At 44.2% G+C, this 16,777-nt stretch carries 18 protein-coding genes; 6 read left to right on the top strand and 12 right to left on the bottom strand.

Features of this window, described 5'->3' with window-relative positions; genetic code table 11:
- Positions 1-1,119 precede the first annotated feature (1,119 nt).
- Positions 1,120-1,599, bottom strand: coding sequence for a crossover junction endodeoxyribonuclease RuvC (locus NIES208_RS07305; RefSeq protein ID WP_075891250.1), 480 nt, complete (start codon positions 1,597-1,599; stop codon positions 1,120-1,122).
- A 251-nt stretch (positions 1,600-1,850) separates the two neighbouring features.
- On the opposite strand from NIES208_RS07305, the gene NIES208_RS07300 reads away from it, so the two are divergent.
- Complete coding sequence (locus NIES208_RS07300; protein WP_075891248.1) at positions 1,851-2,948, top strand: Get3/ArsA fold putative tail anchor-mediating ATPase NosAFP; 1,098 nt, start codon at positions 1,851-1,853, stop codon at positions 2,946-2,948.
- A 240-nt stretch (positions 2,949-3,188) separates the two neighbouring features.
- Here NIES208_RS07300 and NIES208_RS19645 read toward each other — a convergent pair whose 3' ends face one another.
- Positions 3,189-3,323: a hypothetical protein gene (locus tag NIES208_RS19645; protein WP_282956346.1), complete on the bottom strand. Its 135-nt coding sequence runs from the start codon at positions 3,321-3,323 to the stop codon at positions 3,189-3,191.
- 17 nt (positions 3,324-3,340) lie between these two features.
- On the opposite strand from NIES208_RS19645, the gene NIES208_RS07295 reads away from it, so the two are divergent.
- Positions 3,341-4,780 (top strand): isochorismate synthase, encoded by a 1,440-nt coding sequence (locus NIES208_RS07295; RefSeq protein ID WP_084176566.1) that lies wholly within the window; start codon positions 3,341-3,343, stop codon positions 4,778-4,780.
- Between the two features lie 93 nt (positions 4,781-4,873).
- On the opposite strand, the gene NIES208_RS07290 is transcribed toward NIES208_RS07295, so the two are convergent.
- The 4 genes from NIES208_RS07290 to NIES208_RS07275 all read right to left on the bottom strand — a co-directional run bounded on the left by NIES208_RS07290 (position 4,874) and on the right by NIES208_RS07275 (position 8,476).
- Complete coding sequence (locus NIES208_RS07290; protein WP_075891246.1) at positions 4,874-5,665, bottom strand: FkbM family methyltransferase; 792 nt, start codon at positions 5,663-5,665, stop codon at positions 4,874-4,876.
- Positions 5,666-5,775: 110 nt separating this feature from the next.
- On the bottom strand, positions 5,776-6,633 hold the full coding sequence (locus NIES208_RS07285; protein WP_225875270.1) for an FkbM family methyltransferase: 858 nt from the start codon (positions 6,631-6,633) through the stop codon (positions 5,776-5,778).
- Positions 6,634-6,679: 46 nt separating this feature from the next.
- Positions 6,680-6,904, bottom strand: coding sequence for a DUF433 domain-containing protein (locus tag NIES208_RS07280; RefSeq protein ID WP_075891243.1), 225 nt, complete (start codon positions 6,902-6,904; stop codon positions 6,680-6,682).
- 204 nt (positions 6,905-7,108) lie between these two features.
- Positions 7,109-8,476, bottom strand: a complete 1,368-nt coding sequence (locus NIES208_RS07275; RefSeq protein ID WP_075891241.1) for a Fic family protein — start codon at positions 8,474-8,476, stop codon at positions 7,109-7,111.
- A gap of 173 nt (positions 8,477-8,649) precedes the next feature.
- Between NIES208_RS07275 and NIES208_RS07270 the strand changes: the two genes are divergently transcribed.
- The gene (locus NIES208_RS07270) at positions 8,650-8,829 is read left to right on the top strand and encodes a hypothetical protein (protein WP_075891239.1); all 180 of its coding nucleotides are present in this window, start codon (positions 8,650-8,652) and stop codon (positions 8,827-8,829) included.
- A 52-nt stretch (positions 8,830-8,881) separates the two neighbouring features.
- Here the strand turns inward: NIES208_RS07270 and NIES208_RS07265 are convergent, their stop codons facing one another.
- Together NIES208_RS07265 and NIES208_RS07260 are read right to left on the bottom strand one after the other, a co-directional pair.
- Positions 8,882-9,904 carry an ABC transporter ATP-binding protein gene (locus tag NIES208_RS07265; RefSeq protein ID WP_075891237.1) on the bottom strand — a complete coding sequence of 341 codons (1,023 nt, stop codon included), beginning with the start codon at positions 9,902-9,904 and terminating at the stop codon, positions 8,882-8,884.
- Between the two features lie 58 nt (positions 9,905-9,962).
- The gene (locus tag NIES208_RS07260; protein WP_075891235.1) at positions 9,963-10,805 is read right to left on the bottom strand and encodes an inositol monophosphatase family protein; all 843 of its coding nucleotides are present in this window, start codon (positions 10,803-10,805) and stop codon (positions 9,963-9,965) included.
- Between the two features lie 216 nt (positions 10,806-11,021).
- On the opposite strand from NIES208_RS07260, the gene NIES208_RS07255 reads away from it, so the two are divergent.
- Positions 11,022-11,216: a hypothetical protein gene (locus NIES208_RS07255; protein WP_075891233.1), complete on the top strand. Its 195-nt coding sequence runs from the start codon at positions 11,022-11,024 to the stop codon at positions 11,214-11,216.
- Between the two features lie 289 nt (positions 11,217-11,505).
- Here the strand turns inward: NIES208_RS07255 and NIES208_RS07245 are convergent, their stop codons facing one another.
- The 3 genes from NIES208_RS07245 to NIES208_RS07235 form a co-directional block, all read right to left on the bottom strand.
- Positions 11,506-11,976 carry a sulfotransferase family protein gene (locus tag NIES208_RS07245; protein ID WP_075891229.1) on the bottom strand — a complete coding sequence of 157 codons (471 nt, stop codon included), beginning with the start codon at positions 11,974-11,976 and terminating at the stop codon, positions 11,506-11,508.
- A gap of 465 nt (positions 11,977-12,441) precedes the next feature.
- The gene (locus tag NIES208_RS07240; protein WP_075891227.1) at positions 12,442-12,780 is read right to left on the bottom strand and encodes a P-II family nitrogen regulator; all 339 of its coding nucleotides are present in this window, start codon (positions 12,778-12,780) and stop codon (positions 12,442-12,444) included.
- A 131-nt stretch (positions 12,781-12,911) separates the two neighbouring features.
- Complete coding sequence (locus NIES208_RS07235; protein WP_075891225.1) at positions 12,912-13,352, bottom strand: acyl-CoA thioesterase; 441 nt, start codon at positions 13,350-13,352, stop codon at positions 12,912-12,914.
- 63 nt (positions 13,353-13,415) lie between these two features.
- On the opposite strand from NIES208_RS07235, the gene NIES208_RS07230 reads away from it, so the two are divergent.
- Positions 13,416-14,747 carry a hypothetical protein gene (locus NIES208_RS07230; protein WP_139325008.1) on the top strand — a complete coding sequence of 444 codons (1,332 nt, stop codon included), beginning with the start codon at positions 13,416-13,418 and terminating at the stop codon, positions 14,745-14,747.
- A gap of 9 nt (positions 14,748-14,756) precedes the next feature.
- On the top strand, positions 14,757-15,398 hold the full coding sequence (locus NIES208_RS07225) for a 2OG-Fe(II) oxygenase (protein WP_075891221.1): 642 nt from the start codon (positions 14,757-14,759) through the stop codon (positions 15,396-15,398).
- Between the two features lie 65 nt (positions 15,399-15,463).
- Here the strand turns inward: NIES208_RS07225 and NIES208_RS07220 are convergent, their stop codons facing one another.
- Positions 15,464-16,774, bottom strand: a complete 1,311-nt coding sequence (locus tag NIES208_RS07220; protein WP_075891219.1) for a homoserine dehydrogenase — start codon at positions 16,772-16,774, stop codon at positions 15,464-15,466.
- Between the last annotated feature and the right edge of the window lie 3 nt (positions 16,775-16,777).

Raw genomic sequence — 16,777 nt, 5'->3', positions numbered from 1 at the left:
GTAAAAAATCGAACAATTACCCTGCTTTAATAGATAAATATTTTTAGGGGACTTAATCCGTATCTTTACTAGGTGGGGAGGGGGTTGTGCACCACTTCTCAATATGCCTAAGACCCTTTAACTTAATAAGTGTCTTCTAAAAATCACCTTAGGACAGTCACTTCCGAGTATTGTATTTCACATCATCAGGACTATGTCAGCTCTACTTAACTTGAAATATATGTCACGCCAAATTTTACTTTTTTCAGCTATCTCTCTTGTTTGTATGGGTATTGCTAGTGCACCGGTTCAGTCAGAGGAAAGCAATGATTCTAACCGCGACGGTTATCCAGAGAAAGTTGTTCCTGGAGGGACATATCTCTATTAAATCGAGTTTAATTGCCCGTTAAGCGATAGTTTGTAGGTATATTTTAATTAGAATTTCTTTCTCATTTCACTCGTTTCAAAGGCTCTTACGAATAGCAATTTTTTTGAGAGTATCAAGGTTTTTCGATATTTTAAATATTGGTAGCTTCAAGGTAAACTTATAGGTCTTTAGGGATTATCGAGAGTGGGTTTGCTAGACATAGGAGGAACGAGCATCGCTTGATTTTTTAGAATGATGCTCAAAATCATTAGGAAAGCGTATTTTTTTTCTATGAATCAAGCAATTTTTTTATCTTCACCATAAACTTTTCGGCTGGGGTTTGCCTTACTATTATTGCGCTCAAGCTTAATGCCAGTACCGAGCTGTTTGCCTATGGGTGCACTGCGTCAATCTAGTTTTAGATGCTGGGATGGTATTCCTAAGAAAGTTATTATTGGTGGTTCCTCTTAGTTTTTGGTCAAATAAAAATTCAAGATCTTGATTAAAAGCAGCTTGATAACTAAGTGACTAAATAACCTGAGTTCGGTTTAAGCATGGTCTGGAATGACGACGCGGCGAAAGGGAGAGGGAGGGATGGGGCGATTTTTTATTCAAACAATTCTAATGCGGGTGTCCGTTGATGTCCCGTATCTTCCCCTCTCCGTATCTTCCCCTCTCCGTGTCTCTGCCTCTCCGTGTCTCCCTATCCCAATGTTCCCGTGTCTTCAAGGCATTCGGATAACTCCTTAACCCGAACTGACGTTAAATGGCAACTAAATATTATTGCGTAAACCGCAGGATGCCGCATAGGCGATCGCAATGGCATCGACACTGTCATCGATGGGCATATTTTCGATATTAAAAATAGATTGCACCATTAGGGCGACTTCGCGCTTATCGGCTTTGGCATTACCGATATGGCATTTCCAACTGGATTGGTGCAAGAAAATCGGTTCGATATCTCGCTCGCGCAAACTGACCATATTTAAAATTCCGACTCCCTGTAATACACCTCCAGCTGCTTTGATTTGACGGCTAAAAAATGGCATCTCTACGGCGATCGCCTCTGGTTGAAATTCATTTAAAAGTTCGCTGTAGTCCTGTTCGATTTCGAGGAGACGGCGGGGTGTGGACAGGGCTTTATCGGTTTCGATGGTGCCAAATTCGAGGATGTCAGGAATTGTGCCGCCTGTTTCGTCGAGGACTGCCCAGCCGATAATTGCTAATCCGGGATCAATGCCGAGCCACCGCATAGTTTCAGGTATTAGAGAACAGTTATCAGTTATCAGATTTCTAGGTAGCAAGCCACCATAAAAAAATCAGATTGTGAATTTAGTAAGCTTAGCTTAGCCTAAAGTTTCCGCCGTCCCCACGTTACACCCAATTTAACAACTCATATACCATGTCCGATACCTGATAACTATTCACTGATACCTGTTTACTGATACCTGATACCTGTTTACTGTTTACAATTTTGACTAGGTAATTTTTGTGCAGAGGATTTATGGCCTTTATTTTGACATTTTTGGGGAAAGGTGGGGTTGGTTGCTCCACGGTGGCGATCGCCGCAGCGAAGAAGTTTGCTAGCGAGGGTTCGCGGGTATTATTGGTTGGTCAAGATCCTAGTCCGGCTTGGGGTTTGCCCTTGGGCATTGAGCCCAGTTTTGAGCCGCAAAACATTGGGGCTAATTTGTCGGCAGTGCAGATTATGACGACTGCAGCTCTCGAAAGTGGTTGGGAAGAGGTCAAGGTCATTGAAGCGAAATATCTGCGATCGCCAACTTTAAAAAATGTCTATGGTCAGGAGCTAGGAATTTTGCCGGGGATGGATGCAGCAGCTACCCTGAAGCAAATTTGGGATTATGACAAAAGCAATAATTACGATGTCATTATTTACGACGGCGACGGCGATCTAAATACTTTGAGACTGTTGGGGACACCGGAAATTGGTAGTTGGTATGTGCGCCGGTTTCGGGATGTGTTTAAACAGTCGGACTTCGGCCGCGCCATTTCGCCCTTTGTGCAGCCTGTTACTAGCGCCATTCTCAATGTGTCTTGGACGATGGATACTTTCGGAGATGAACCCACCAATGAAGCCAACCAAATTCTCGATGAAGGCAAAAAGGCGATCGCCAACCCCACAAAATTTGCCGCTTATTTAGTAACGGATGGTAGTGCTGCGTCTATCGCGAAAGCAAAATATCTTTGGGGCAGTGCCCAACAAGTCAATGTCACCATCGGCGGTGTCATGCTCAATCAGAGTGATAGTACTGAGGCTCTCGGTGATAATTTTGCACCTTTATCCATGAGTGCTTTACCCAGTGTCAATGAAGGAGATTGGGAAACCTTGCAAAGTAGTTTGCCAGACTTTAAACAGGCGATCGCCGCCCCAAAGCCATTAATTATTGATAGCGCTGCCCGCCAAGTAAAAGTCTTTTTACCCACCTTCGATAAAAAGCAGGTGAAGCTCACTCAGTACGGCACAGAAATTACCATCGAAGCCGGCGATCAACGCCGCAATATTTTATTGCCACCCCCCCTCAAAGGTGCTCCCGTTAAAGGCGCAAAATTCCAAGAACAATATCTGATTATTTCCCTGTAAATATGCATTCCTGTAGGGGCGGTTCGCGAACCGCCCCTACCGATTGAACCATACTCAAATGTCACGATTTAGTGGGACGATCAACTTTTCGAGAGACAGCACAAAGCCTACGAATTCCCTCAAAATCAAGAAAAAACTTAAGAAAAAGTAAAAAATATCCAAGGAAGCTAGATTTATGTCAAAACTGCCGCGAAATAGGTGGTTTAACCTATGAAGTTAGTCTTCGTTTCGTTACCATAATTAAACCTGAGGCATCCAACGGGGGATGGGTAAGGCGATCGCCGCATTTTGCAGAGACGAGCAAAGGGCGGTACGAGCCAAGATCGTGATTAGCCCTAGCCTAGAGAGCGCCTCAACTTCGATTCTGTTCGTCATCTAGAGGAATCTTTATTGTGGGAAAAACGCTTTGGCGCGATCACCTAGAACCTAACAGCAAGGGTTTAACAACGGTGGGAAATTCACCGACTGTCTATCAAGCGCGCCAACAAATTTCTCAACCGGAATGGCAACGGTTTCTCTCGGCCTCGGCTTCGACGGAACAGGGCAAAATTTTTAGTGAAGTTCTACCGATTCAGCCTGTAGATCTGCTGCGGGTACTCCAAGGTATTGGGCGCAAAGTTAATGTGCGCCTCAACCATTTTTATTGGGAGCAGCAGCTCCAGCACCGCGCGATTTTGAGTTTAGGTGTTTTGCGGGAGTTGGTATTAGAAGGCGATCACCGTTTTGAGATAGCTCAAGAATTCATCGAGCAATGTCAGCGGAATATTGGCCTGACTTCAGATATCGCAATTCCTTATTTTGATTGTGGGTTTACCTTTTTCGCAAACCAACAAAATTCACCGTTTCCAGCAGCTCAGATTTCCATTCCCCGCATCCAAATTTTTCAATCAGCACGTCAATATTTTCTTGTCGTCAATGGCGATCGCCGCGATCAACGTCGCCTGCCACGCCTCGCCAAACAAATTAAACAATTTATCGAAACCCTCCCCTGCCTAAAAATTGCGGGAGAAAAAGCGAGCCAAGTGATTATGCATAGCTCCTCCCACAGTTTTGTAGAAGGCGTAAAAAATGCACTAGAACTAATTGATCAAGGCAAACTCAGCAAAGTAGTGCTCGCCCATGCCCTCGATGTGACGGCAGAGCAACCCTTCGATATCGTCAATGCCCTCGATAATCTCCGCGATCGCCACCCGGATTGTTGTGTATTTTCGCGACGCAATCTCCGGGGAGATACCTTTATCGGCGCAAGTCCCGAACGATTGCTAGCCATTCAAAAAGGCAAATTATTGACCGATGCTTTGGCGGGTTCTGCACCACGGGGGAAAACCGATAATGCGGATTATGCTTTTGCCCAAAGTTTATTGAACAGTGAGAAAGAACGTAGAGAGCACCAAGCCGTTGCGAATTTTCTTATTGAACAATTACAAGACTTGAACTTGCAGCCAAAAGTGGGACACCGCACCCTTTTAAAACTTTCAAATATTCAGCACCTCTGGACACCGATTAGCGCTGAACTCCCCGACAATATTCATCCCCTCGCAATTGTCGCAAAATTACACCCAACTCCCGCCGTTGCTGGGGTTCCAAGGGCGATCGCCTGCGACCATATCCGCCAAGCAGAACCCTTTGATCGTAATCTTTATGCCGCTCCCATCGGCTGGCTCGACTCCCAAGGCAATGCGGAATTTATCGTCGCCATTCGGTCAGCGCTAATCCGAGGTAAACACGCCAGATTGTACGGTGGGGCAGGCATTGTGGCGGGTTCCCAGCCAGAGCGAGAATATGCGGAAGTGCAGCTTAAATTGACTTCGCTACTCAATGCCTTAACTTGATAGCAATAGTTATTGCGAAACCTACCGAAACCCCTGACCCTCTGAGAGCACCTTCCCCAAGGAAGGACATAAAGCATATACACAATGACCATGTCAGCTGGTGCTAAAGCCACCTTTTTTAATGCTACGAAGAATTTTATCGTTAAGATTTTGGCTGACAAAAATCAAATCACATTGAATGAGCTGCACACCTTTGCGGATCGGGCTATAGAAATCCAAAAATTTGTAATCAAATTCAGCAAAAAGCGTTAAATACTCATGCAATTGCGGCTGATTTTCGTAGCTTTTACTAACTAATAATTCTAGATAAATTAAATCAATAGCTTGTTTTTGGAGCATATTTTTTGCCCCTCTCAATGCGGCTAATTCATGGCCTTGCAAGTCGAGCTTCAGGATATCGATATGGTGAATTAAATGCTCTGCGCAAAAGTCATCGATAGAGACACTTTTTACTTCTAGGTTGTCTTTGCTCTGCAGGCGATCGCCCCAACAAACTTTCCCTTCATCGGCGATCGGCAGAACAGAATTTGTTGCAGCATCGGAGTTGACATGAAGACTCAATCTTCCTGAAGTTTCAGATACTGCAACATTCTGCGGAAAAACACGTTTATCTTTCTGATGTTTTGTTTGTAATTTTTGGAAAGAATCGGGGAATGGTTCAAAGGAATAAATTTTGCTCTTTGGGAAAAAGCGGCGGTATTGTTTTGCAGTTTGACCGACGTGAGCGCCAATATCAAAAATGGTCGGTTCCCGCAGGGTAATTAGTTTTTTCTGGGATTTGAAAGCGCTTTTGTCGGTGAAGTAGCGCGCTAAAAAAATCAGGGATGAAACAACCGGAATCTCAAAAATATTCACAACGTAATTCTGTACTGACACAAATTTCATCACACAAAAATCCTTCCTTGGGGAAGGTGCCCGGAGGGCGGAAGGGGTTTCAGTAGGCAACACGACCCACCGAAACCCACCCCTTAGTCCCCTCCCAAGAGGGGAAATAATTATTTCGAGACGGCTTTACCTACCAGCCAATTAATCACGCCGCCTTTGTAGGGCTTACAAATTTTGGCGATCGCCTCCCTAGAAAACTCCCCTTCCCGAAAACTAATGATATTGCCATAGAGAGCATTTTCAAGAAACATCTCATCGGGCGTGAGGATTTGGGTTTGGAGATCAAAGATTTTCGGGGTAGCTTCGTGGGCATAGTCGATCAAAATGCTGAAGCCATAACCACAATTTTTCAAGGTTTCGAGGCAGATCATTGTGCCCTCTAGAAATGACTCCGACCAGCCTTTGCCGCCCTCACAACGGGGACTGCCGCCACCGTATTCAAACATCAGGATTTGGGGGAGCTGCTCAAGGGCGATCGCCGGCAGTTGCTTCATCACGACAGGTTCCCAACCTTCAATATCGAGCTTGAGACACGTCAAATTTTCAATATTTGTATCACTCAGAAATGTTGGCAAATCGAGGGCTTTCACTTCCTTTGTGTCGGGAGAGGAGCCAAACCACGCGGGTTCGAGGGAGTTAAAGTTTTCATTGGCCATGCTCGCAAAGTTACCCATATATAGAGTCTGGGTGCCATTTTTGTCAGACAGACAGGCTTCGACGAGTTTGATGGGTTGGCGATCGCACAATTTTTCGAGCTTTTTCACTGGGGAAGGTTCGACGGCGATCGTTTGAAAACCGAGCTTGGCAAAGAGTTCGCAGTAGAAGGCAAAAGTGCCGACCCCAACATCCACGCAAACCCCTTTTCGGTCGGGATCTATCTCCGGCAAAATCTCCTTCAGGAGCGCCTGACAACAACTTTCGACTTGCATAGATGTAATTTTGCTATCCCGATGTGGACAGCTTGCCATGTTTTTCGAGCACGAACATTGTAGGGGATGATGTTATTTCAGATTGTCACGCGACTAAAATTGGATGCTTGAGTTTCTGTGATGCATACAAAAGCGAAGCTTTTAAGTCATCGGCTTCGAGATCAGGGATTTCCTCTAAAATTTCTTCTGCATTAAGACCTGCGACAAACAAATCTAGTACGTCTGACACCCGAATTCGCATCCCCCGAATACAGGGACGACCACCACACTGCTTTGGGTTTATCGTGATTCTTTCAAGCAAGGCTGACATACAAATATCTGAATACTTTTCTTTTAATTATGAGTGATTTATCGCAATTAATACTTTGGCGATCGCGACATGGACAACTTGCCGTGTTTTTCAAGTAAAAATATTGCGAAAGAAAGTATGATTTTCTAGTCAAAAAATCTTTTTTGCAAACAACAATATAAAGATAAAAAATTCATTTAAAACTTATATTTTTAGTTAATCCTATCACCGCGTTTTCCAATCACGAATAATTTCTTTTTTGTTAAGCATAGAAAAAGCCCACTCACGTCCTCTTTTTTCTTTTCTAAAAAGTTTTAAATCAACTAACTCGTTCAAAGTCCTTGCAGCAGTATTATAAGAGCAACTTAGATTTTCTTTGACTTCATTAGTGGTGAAGTAACTCACTACACCATTCTTTGCGACTTGTAACAAAATGCGTTGTCTATGATTTAATTGCTTATACAAACCTGATTCCCAAAGCCACTGATTAAAAGCATCCATATTTTCAAGATGTTTTTCATAGGTTAATCTAAATTTCTTAACTGCCCGGATAACGACATCACACTGATAATTTATAAAATAAGTTAAATCCATATTATCTGTTTCCGTATATAAGTAACTTTTTGCATACTGAACAGGAGCTTTTTTCAACAGTGAACTGATGGCAATATATCGGAATGCTGCGAATTTATTTTTAAATAAATACCAATAAAAAATAGATCTTGCGACTCTGCCATTACCATCATAGAAAGGGTGTTCATAGCCAATCGCAAAGTGTAATGTAATTGCTTTAATTAAAGGATGCAAGAAATCATTACTATCGATTTCATGATGTTGAATATTTGCCCACTCTGACAATCTCTCCAATCTATTTTTTAATCCCTGTGATGATGGTGGAGTATATACGGTATCGCCTATTTCATTGACTATTTCTACGTCATCGGTATCACGAATCATACCAGGATAATACTTATCATCTTGAATTCCTTGGACACCGGAAATGTGAAGTTCCTTAATTAAATCTAATGAGAGATCTTCATCTCGATGCTCCCATGCAAACTTCATCATGCAAAAATTGCCGATAATCATTTTCTCATCGGGAGTTCTCGGCTTTCTTTGCTGTTTTAAAAGTTTTTTGGCAACTCGTGTTGTTGTTGCAGCTCCCTCTAGTTGGCTACTCCCAATGGCTTCGTCTTCGATCAAGTCATTGATTAAATATTCAAAACTTTTTTGTTCGCCTATTTTACTGCACATTAATTCCAGTGCAGTATTAGTCGTATACCTATCTACTTGAGAGCAAGCTTTTTGAATAGTGTGGGTAAGAAAGAATTGACATTCTACTGGAGGTGAGCCAAGAGACACAACTGGCTGAAGCTGGTTTTGTCGCGCTCTTTTAACGAACTGCCAGACTAATTTGGCATCAACAGATTTATCAACCCTGTACTGAAGCTCATCAAATGATAAATATCTACCTTTAGAATCAACTGGAGAACTTAATTCTAGATATTGTTCAAACTTATCTGGCGATTCCTGCAAAAGCTTTTGCAATAGCTGTTGCCGTTCTCTTACAGAGGGAGGAGCTGTAATTTTCATAAGAATGCTTCTCCATGGATTTAACAATTTCAGTGATCATAGCTTAATCCTAGAGCTTTATCTCAATTTTTGATATTTTTGAGATTAAGAGATACGAATTTTTCAGAACAATAAATCCTACTAAATGGAATCTAGTCGTAACAGAGTATAGAGGCAATTATGAATCGACACCGATGGGCAACATGCAGATGGGCACAGAAATTGTGAGCCGCATTAGCCAAAACCCCACCCTAAAAAGCCGCGTCATTAATGCCCTAAAAGAAGCCTCCGTCGCCGCATTCGAGGCAGCTATTTCCCATCCTGTCGCCTCCATTGTCATTGCTGGAACTCAAGGATTTATCGAAGCTGAATGATGGTTCGTTGGGATGGGTGGCGATCGCCCTTTAGACTTTGAGAAAAAATTCCCTAGGCTTTCATTTGCTGCTTTTTCTCTTTTTTCAGATCCCTTGTCGCTGCCGCTGCGAGATCCGCATCCATTAACGTTTGACCTGTAGCAGCAAGATAAACATCATCCAAGCTGGGACGAGACTGACTCAAGCTAAAGATCGGCAAATTTGCACCTTGGATTGTTTGTTCAATGGCACTGAGATGATTGCCTTGACTGCTTACTACCAAATTAAGAGAGTTTCCTTGGGAGCTATTCACAATTACAGACTCGACAAACGCTAATTTTTTGACGATATCTGTCGCTTTTTGGGCATCTTCATTGGACGTAAATTCTTGAATTCTGAGGGTAACGCGATCGCCGCCGACTTTATCCTTTAGCTCATTCGGAGTCCCCGCCGCAATCACCTTCCCCTGATCGACGATAGCGAGATTATCCGCAAGGGCATCAATTTCTTCGAGATAGTGACTCGTAATAATTACCGTTGTGCCAGCAGCCCGTAACTGCCTTAAAAAATCCCAAACAATCACACGGCTTTCAATATCGAGACCCACAGTCGGCTCGTCTAGCACTAAAACATCCGGTTGGTGGAGCAGACCCGCAGCTAAATCTAGACGTTTGCGCAAACCACCCGAATAGGTTCCAGTTTTTTGGTCGCCATAATCCACTAAACCTAAAGCTTCCAGTAACTGCTCTACCCGTTGGGGAATAAATTTTTTTGGTAAATGATAAAGTGCGGCTTGGAGATTGAGGAGTTCCCGCCCCGTTAAAATTTTGTCGATCGCCACTTCCTGCGCCACATAGCCCAGACGTTGCCGTACAGCTTTTGGTTTATCTAGCGCCGAAATACCACAAACTTCGATCTTGCCCGCATCCGGTCGCGCCAAGGTACAAAGACAGCGAATAGTCGTCGTTTTACCCGCACCATTTGGACCGAGCAACCCAAAAATTGTGCCACGCTCAACTTCAAAGGAAACGTCCTTGACAGCAAGGTTGGTGCCGTAGCTTTTCTGAAGATTTTGAATGGCAACTGCAACGGTCATGGTAATTTTATGTCCCTTAAAGTCTTAAAATGCTCGGTTAAATATTTTATCGAATTCCCTACAAATCATGCTTTTCACAAACGCGATCGCCGATAAATTGCACTAAAGGTTTAAAAACAGGAATCAAGTCGGCACGGCTGGCGGTAAGGGAAGGAAAGGGTCTACTGCCATAATCTTTGCCCACTTCCAACGGAAAAATATCTTGGGGTTCAAGGGTGGCGATCGCCCCACCAGCAGCCTGCACAATAGCCCAAACAGCAGCGATATCCCAAATTTTCGGCGTTGCCTCGACACCACCAAGAGCAGCCCCCATGGCAACAATGAGAATGTTGTAGCTTGCCACGCCCATCAGCCGAATCTTACAGGGAAAAGACCGTCGAGCCGCCACATCAGTACTGCGGGCACAGAGGTTGAAAATATGGTTCAAGCTTGGGTCATCAGAACTTGTATGAATCGCTTCGCCGTTACAGTAAGCGCCCCTTGGCCCCGTTAAACCAGAATCACCGTACCAATAACCATGAAAAGATTGGCGAATCACCGGAAAATGAACATACCCGAACACTGGCGTGCCCTGATATAAAAGCCCCATGGAAATGCCCCAGATAGGAATACCCCGCGTAAAATTTGTTGTCCCATCAATCGGATCAATGACCCAACACCAATCATTCCCCGGAAAAATATGTTTTGTTTCTTCACTCAGGACACCATGCTCTGGAAAAGTAGCGGCGATCGCCTGACGAATCTCCACATCAGACCATTTATCCGCCTCCGTGACCAAGCTGCCATCATCCTTGCGCACCGCCTGCAATTTTCCGAATTTTCCTAATAACTCATCGCCAATCCGGTGACTTGTTTGAGAAGCAAAAGCAAGCACATCATCCCAGAACGAATTATTAGTCATAAACTCTCAAAAATCAGCTCGTAATTAATAGTTGGCGATCGCCTTTAGCCTAACAGTATCGTGCTAGAGAAACAACTTATCGATAGATGTGATACATCACCCCAAACAGCCAGCATGCATGGTTTGTCCCCTATAGGCACATTGTTTTCATTGCCCTAAAATTAAAACCTATAAAAATAGAACCTTCAGTAGAGAAATCGCCGCCGACGACATATTATGGCTACTCCCTGTAACTCTGAACTTGCCCAAGCTCCTTTCCAAACCTATCGAGATCCGAAAACAGGCGAGTGGCAACTTGAAACGCCTCAGGACACGCCAGAACAGACAGGAAAGGTTATCCCATTTCGCCCCATCACTAAATCCCTTACGAAAGCCAAGCAAATCATCGAAAAACAAAACAAAATCGGATAGGACGAGCTACCGTTTAGGCTTTTTCAGATAGCTTGATGCCACCGATCGCCAATAAACTTTTGTCTCGCTCGCTTTCACTGCTGCGGGCAATTGAAATAACTGGCTTAAATAAGTATTTGACTTACCTTCTTTGATTCTAAATCGCGGTTCACTCTTTATAAAGCCCTGAAATTCACCATACAGATTATGCAGTTTGTCTACTACCTCTTGATCTAGATCCACTAATTTGCTGTTCCGAGTCCGCTTAGCCGGAAATTTAGATATCAGAGAACTAGGTAAACCGGAAAATTCAAAAATTTCCTCCAAATAGTCCCAGATATAACTGTAATGAATAAATAAATAAAACTGGATAGTGTCTATCTATGTACGACCAGTTTTGATAATGTCTCTCAAAACCGAATAAATCTTTGCCATAACCAGCGTAATCTTCAAGGGATGTCTCCGGTGACATCAGTTCTAGTGTCGCTTCTTTATCCGGTGATATTTTCCGAGAATGTGCATGGTGGTAGCCTCGGCGAAAGAGTGAAACAGTAGCTTCAATAGGATCACCAAAAATATAAATAGCCTTTAAGTTCGGACTGAGAACAAGGGGCGGCTCAACCAAATGCTTTAAACCATCACCGTTATGTCGGCAGTTAATCAATTTATGTTGATTAAAAAAATTCATAAAAAAGGAAGTACCCACACCACCGAAAGAGACAATCAGTAGCTCTAAATTTTGAAGAACAACACAATGATTTTGAGGGGAATAGTTTTGCATATATTCAAACAACTACTGACTATACTTGCGGTACTCGATTTTTAAATACATTCGCCATATTAGTACAAGTTTATAAATCTGTAACTTTAGAGGACGGGGGCATCACACACTTCTATGCCACCTAAATTACGGTTTTGACTCGCACTTCACTAAATGGTAATTGAATTTTGACGTACGGCAAAGGCTATTGTTTGTTTGACTCAATCTTTCTGTACTAAGGTTAATGACTTTCTCTCCTGTCTTAATTTGGAAAAAATGCTCGAACAATTTATTTAATCTGAAAGATGCATGACCACATATTTTTGGGCTTTCTCCTAGGCAGATATGGGACGATCGCCGCCTGAAGACACTTGACGGGAAAATCCCAATAACTATTAAAAATCCCTCTCTAGCCTGAGCTTAGGAGGGATTGAGTTTAATGATTAAAAAATCAGTGTTGTTGCAGATGATCTGCTGCCACGAATCCTAAACGGCTTCAAGGTCTTTTTCGCCAGTTCGAATACGGATAATTTCATCAACGGGAGAAACAAAGATTTTGCCGTCGCCAATTTCGCCAGTACGGGCTGCCGCAACAATTTTGTCTACAACGCTCTCGACTTGATCGTCATCAATTACGATTTCAAGCTTAAGTTTTTGGAGAAACTCAACGGTGTACTCAGAGCCACGGTAGCGTTCTGTTTGACCTTTTTGGCGACCAAAGCCACGTACTTCCGATACGGTCATGCCAACGATGCCGGCATTAACGAGGGCAATTTTTACTTCGTCGAGCTTAAAGGGGCGAATAATAGCTTCTACTTTTTTCATTAAGATGACTCCTCTCTTGTGTTCGAGATTCTAGATGATTGATGTGAAATAAACAGGATTAAATTCACTTTCCGCCTTGTTTTAGCATCGCTTCGGCAGCGATATAGTCAAATCCAAGACAATTGTACCGTCTATTTTTTCTGCTCTGGATACTTTGGCCCATTCTTTAGCCATTTTTCGAGAATTGCGGGCAAGGGTCTACGTTGCCTGGTTTGGGGAGATATTGCTACATGTTTTGTTATGGCGATCGCCACGGGTTTTGAGGGGGATTGGTCGGCGATCGCTAGCAAGATTTGATATCTCACCATAAATTGACTGGGTGCATCCGATACGGGAAAAAGTTCAATAATAAGGCGATCGTCCCAGTGGACAGGACGGAGAAAATCGATTTCTGCATGAATAATAGGAAGGGCAAATTCTTTGGCTTCTAACAAATGCTGCCAATTTAAGCCCACTTCACTGAGGCAATGTTCATAGGCTTCGTGGCACAGGTTAAGAAGACTGGCGAAATAGATCACCCCCGCAGCATCGGTATCTGCCAAATGGACGGTACGGTGGTAGGAGTAACCCATGTAACCTCTCAGGGGAAAAGTCTGTGGGACAATGAATAAAGCTGGTTGCGCAAAAACGCCGATATGACATCGACAAGTCCCTACAAAAGTAAACTCTTTAATTTCCTCAATCGTCAATCGATTCAGTGGAATACCCGCCTGTCAAAGGCTGCTCGCCGTCTCAAAATTACAGTGGAGTGGGGGGCGCAGATTGCGGTTTATCCGCTGTATTTACTGGTGCAAAGTAGTCGTGTTGCTACAAGACAACTTGCTGCTGCCCGCTCGCAACAACAGCAGCATCGACAGCCGGCGATCGCCCCAGTTGCCGCGACCATCGTCCCAGGGGATATGACTGAGGAAATTCTCACCCTAAATGCCCCCAATGGCACTACAGCCGTTGAGTTACAAGGCTTAGCCTGTGAGCTTACCTCCCAGAAAATCTTTTTTGTTGATCGGCACAATCAGCTCATTGCCCCCGACCAGTCCCAAGACTCCATTCAAAAACAAATCAGTCTTCATCTAAGTAATTTCAATTATCAAAAACGCCGTCAGCGCCAAGCCTCCCTTATTCCTCAAAAACCGACAATCCTACCGCCCGTCCAACCCCATAACCCCACTCTATTTGCCCCCGTCCGTTGGCTATTGCAGGGCATTAGCTGGCTAGAACAAAGTCCCGTGGCGATCGCCCTCGATCTTTTCGGCGAATCCAACTGGCGCACCGCCATTATTCCCCTAGAAATCTATTCCCCCAAATTATTACCGCCATTACCTCTAGAGCCGATCCTAAATCCCCTTGATGATCGGGTCGCCGCTATTGAGGCAAAGCTCTTAAAGCCAGCTTCCGAGACCGCCACAGAACCCGGATTGCCGCCTTTAAAACGCTTTTTTCAAAAATTTCTGCCGCAATCTCCCAATCCAGATCACCCCCAACCGATAGGCTCCTCCTCTAAAGCAGATAAAACCCCCATAAATCAAAAAGCATGGCTCACTTGGACAGATTTATTTCAGCCTAAACCTCACAACCCACCTCCTCTCACACCGAAAGCTCCACTCAATCAGGCGATCGCCCCCACACCAACACGAACGACCGATCTCACCCCCTTTATTGCGCCAAATACAGAACTAACCAAACTCGAACCAAAAGAGCAATCCCTCGTCCCTAACCCCCAAGACCCAGGACAAAATAGTGAATTCACCATCACTATCATTTCTGACCCGCAACAAAATACCGACTTAGCACCAGCTGTCGGCGATCGCCCAGCCACCGACATCGAAGCAAAACCCGAATGGATCGAAACAGAAGCCCTCAGCGTAGGATATGACCAACATTTCCTCGAAAAAATCCTCAAAAAAGTCGATCAAATTATGGCTTGGGTCGAACAAACCATCTCTAAAATCTGGTCAAAATTGCATTAAATCTTGCCAATGTCCCCGACAGCACCTTCCTCTAATCTTTCTTCCGTTGAAACACGCCTCGTCAAAGGAGAAGGAATTATAATTACGGACTTTTTACCTCCAGAAAAATATTATGAAATTCTAGACTTTGCCCTAACAAACCAAAACCAATTCAAAGCCTCTTCCACCGTCACCCAAGAATCAAACTATCGACAATCACTCGTCACTTTCTCCCATGATTTCCCCCTGATCTACGAATCAATGAAAGTGGCAATTTTGAAACATTTCCCTCGAATTTGCCATCACTTGCGGCGCTCTTATTTCCCCATTAGCCAAATCGAAATGCAGATGACAGCCCATAACCACAACAATTTCTACAAACTCCACAATGACTCCGGTAGCGAAGATACCCACACCAGAGAACTAACCTACGTTTACTATTTTTATAGAGAACCACAAGCCTTTAGCGGTGGTGAGCTATGGCTGTATGACACCACATTAAAAGGGAAACAACCCCTATCCCAATCTGAGTTTCAAACAATTCAGCCGCAAAATAATAGCATCGTATTTTTTAATAGCGATTGTCAGCATGAAGTACGGCCAGTAAGTTGTCCTTCTGAACAATTTTCCGATAGTCGATTTACGATAAACGGTTGGCTACGGCGCTCATAAAAAATCTCCTAAACAGCGCAAAACATATTAGGAGAAAATCAAGTGATTATATTTAGTTAGAGGGATTAGAGCACCCGTAAAATACTGGGTACGTCTTTAATAGCTTCTAAACCTTTAATTTCATTGAGAGCTTCACGGAAATTCGCTTCGTAAACATCATGGGTGACAACGACAATTTCAGCGCAGTCGTCTTGTAAGCCAATTTGTACAACTGACTCCAAACTCACTTGATGATTGCCGAAACGTGTCCCAAGATCACCGATTACGCCGGGTAAATCCTGGGAGAGAAAACGGGCATAGAAGCGAGTTTTAAGGGTATCGATGGAGAGGATCGGACTGTAATGTTCGTGGCTACAGCCGAGTAGAGGATTTAAGGTTTTTTCTGATTGGTTCCGTACGGTGGTGTCGGAATGCAATAAACCGACAACATGGACAATGTCGGATACGACAGCGCTAGCGGTTGCTCCGGCTCCGGCTCCGGGACCATAGAGCATCACTTCTCCAAGGGGGCTACCTTCGACGAGGATGGCGTTAAATACACCGTTCACGCTGGCGAGGGGATGTTCTTCGGGTACAAGGGTTGGATGGACGCGTAGTTGGAGGGCTTCTTCTTCGATGTCGGGTCGCTCGGCGATCGCCAGCAGTTTAATCACAAAGCCTAGCTTTGCCGCAAAACTAATATCAGCAGCACTCACAGTCCTAATGCCTTCACAGTACACATCTTCCCGTCGGATGCGTCCCCCAAAAGCAAGGGAGGCTAAAATGGCAATTTTATCTGCTGCATCACCACCATCAACATCTGCCGTTGGATCGGCTTCGGCATAACCCAAGTCCTGAGCCTCTTTGAGTACATCAGCAAAATCTGCGCCATGCTGAGCCATCTGGGTCAAAATGTAGTTTGTTGTGCCATTAATAATGCCAATCACGCGGCTAATACGATTGACACCGAGGGATTGCTTGAGGGGTTTAATAATGGGGATGCCACCACCGACTGCGGCTTCTAACAGAACATAAACGCCCGCTTGGTTGGCTGCTTTAAAAATTTCTTCGCCATGTTTGGCAATCACTGCCTTGTTGGCCGTAACAATGTGTTTGCCATTGGCGATCGCCTCTAGGATGAGAGTTCGGCAAGGCTCGATCCCCCCTAGTAGCTCCACCACAATATCCACCTCTGGATCCGCCACAATCGCCTTGAGATCCGTGGTGAGACAGCCCTCTGGCAGGTCAACTTTACGAGGCTTATCAAGGGATCGCACCCCAGCTTTCTTGAGGATGACTTCACCGAGCAGTGGATGACGACCCTGAGGCGTAAGCAAAATTTCTGCCGTCCCTGTCCCAACTGTTCCTAAGCCTAATAAACCGATTCCGATAGCCACAAT

It is taken from the genome of [Limnothrix rosea] IAM M-220 (genome assembly GCF_001904615.1).
Lineage (GTDB): Bacteria > Cyanobacteriota > Cyanobacteriia > Cyanobacteriales > MRBY01 > MRBY01.
This window is presented reverse-complemented; position numbering and strand designations above follow the sequence as displayed.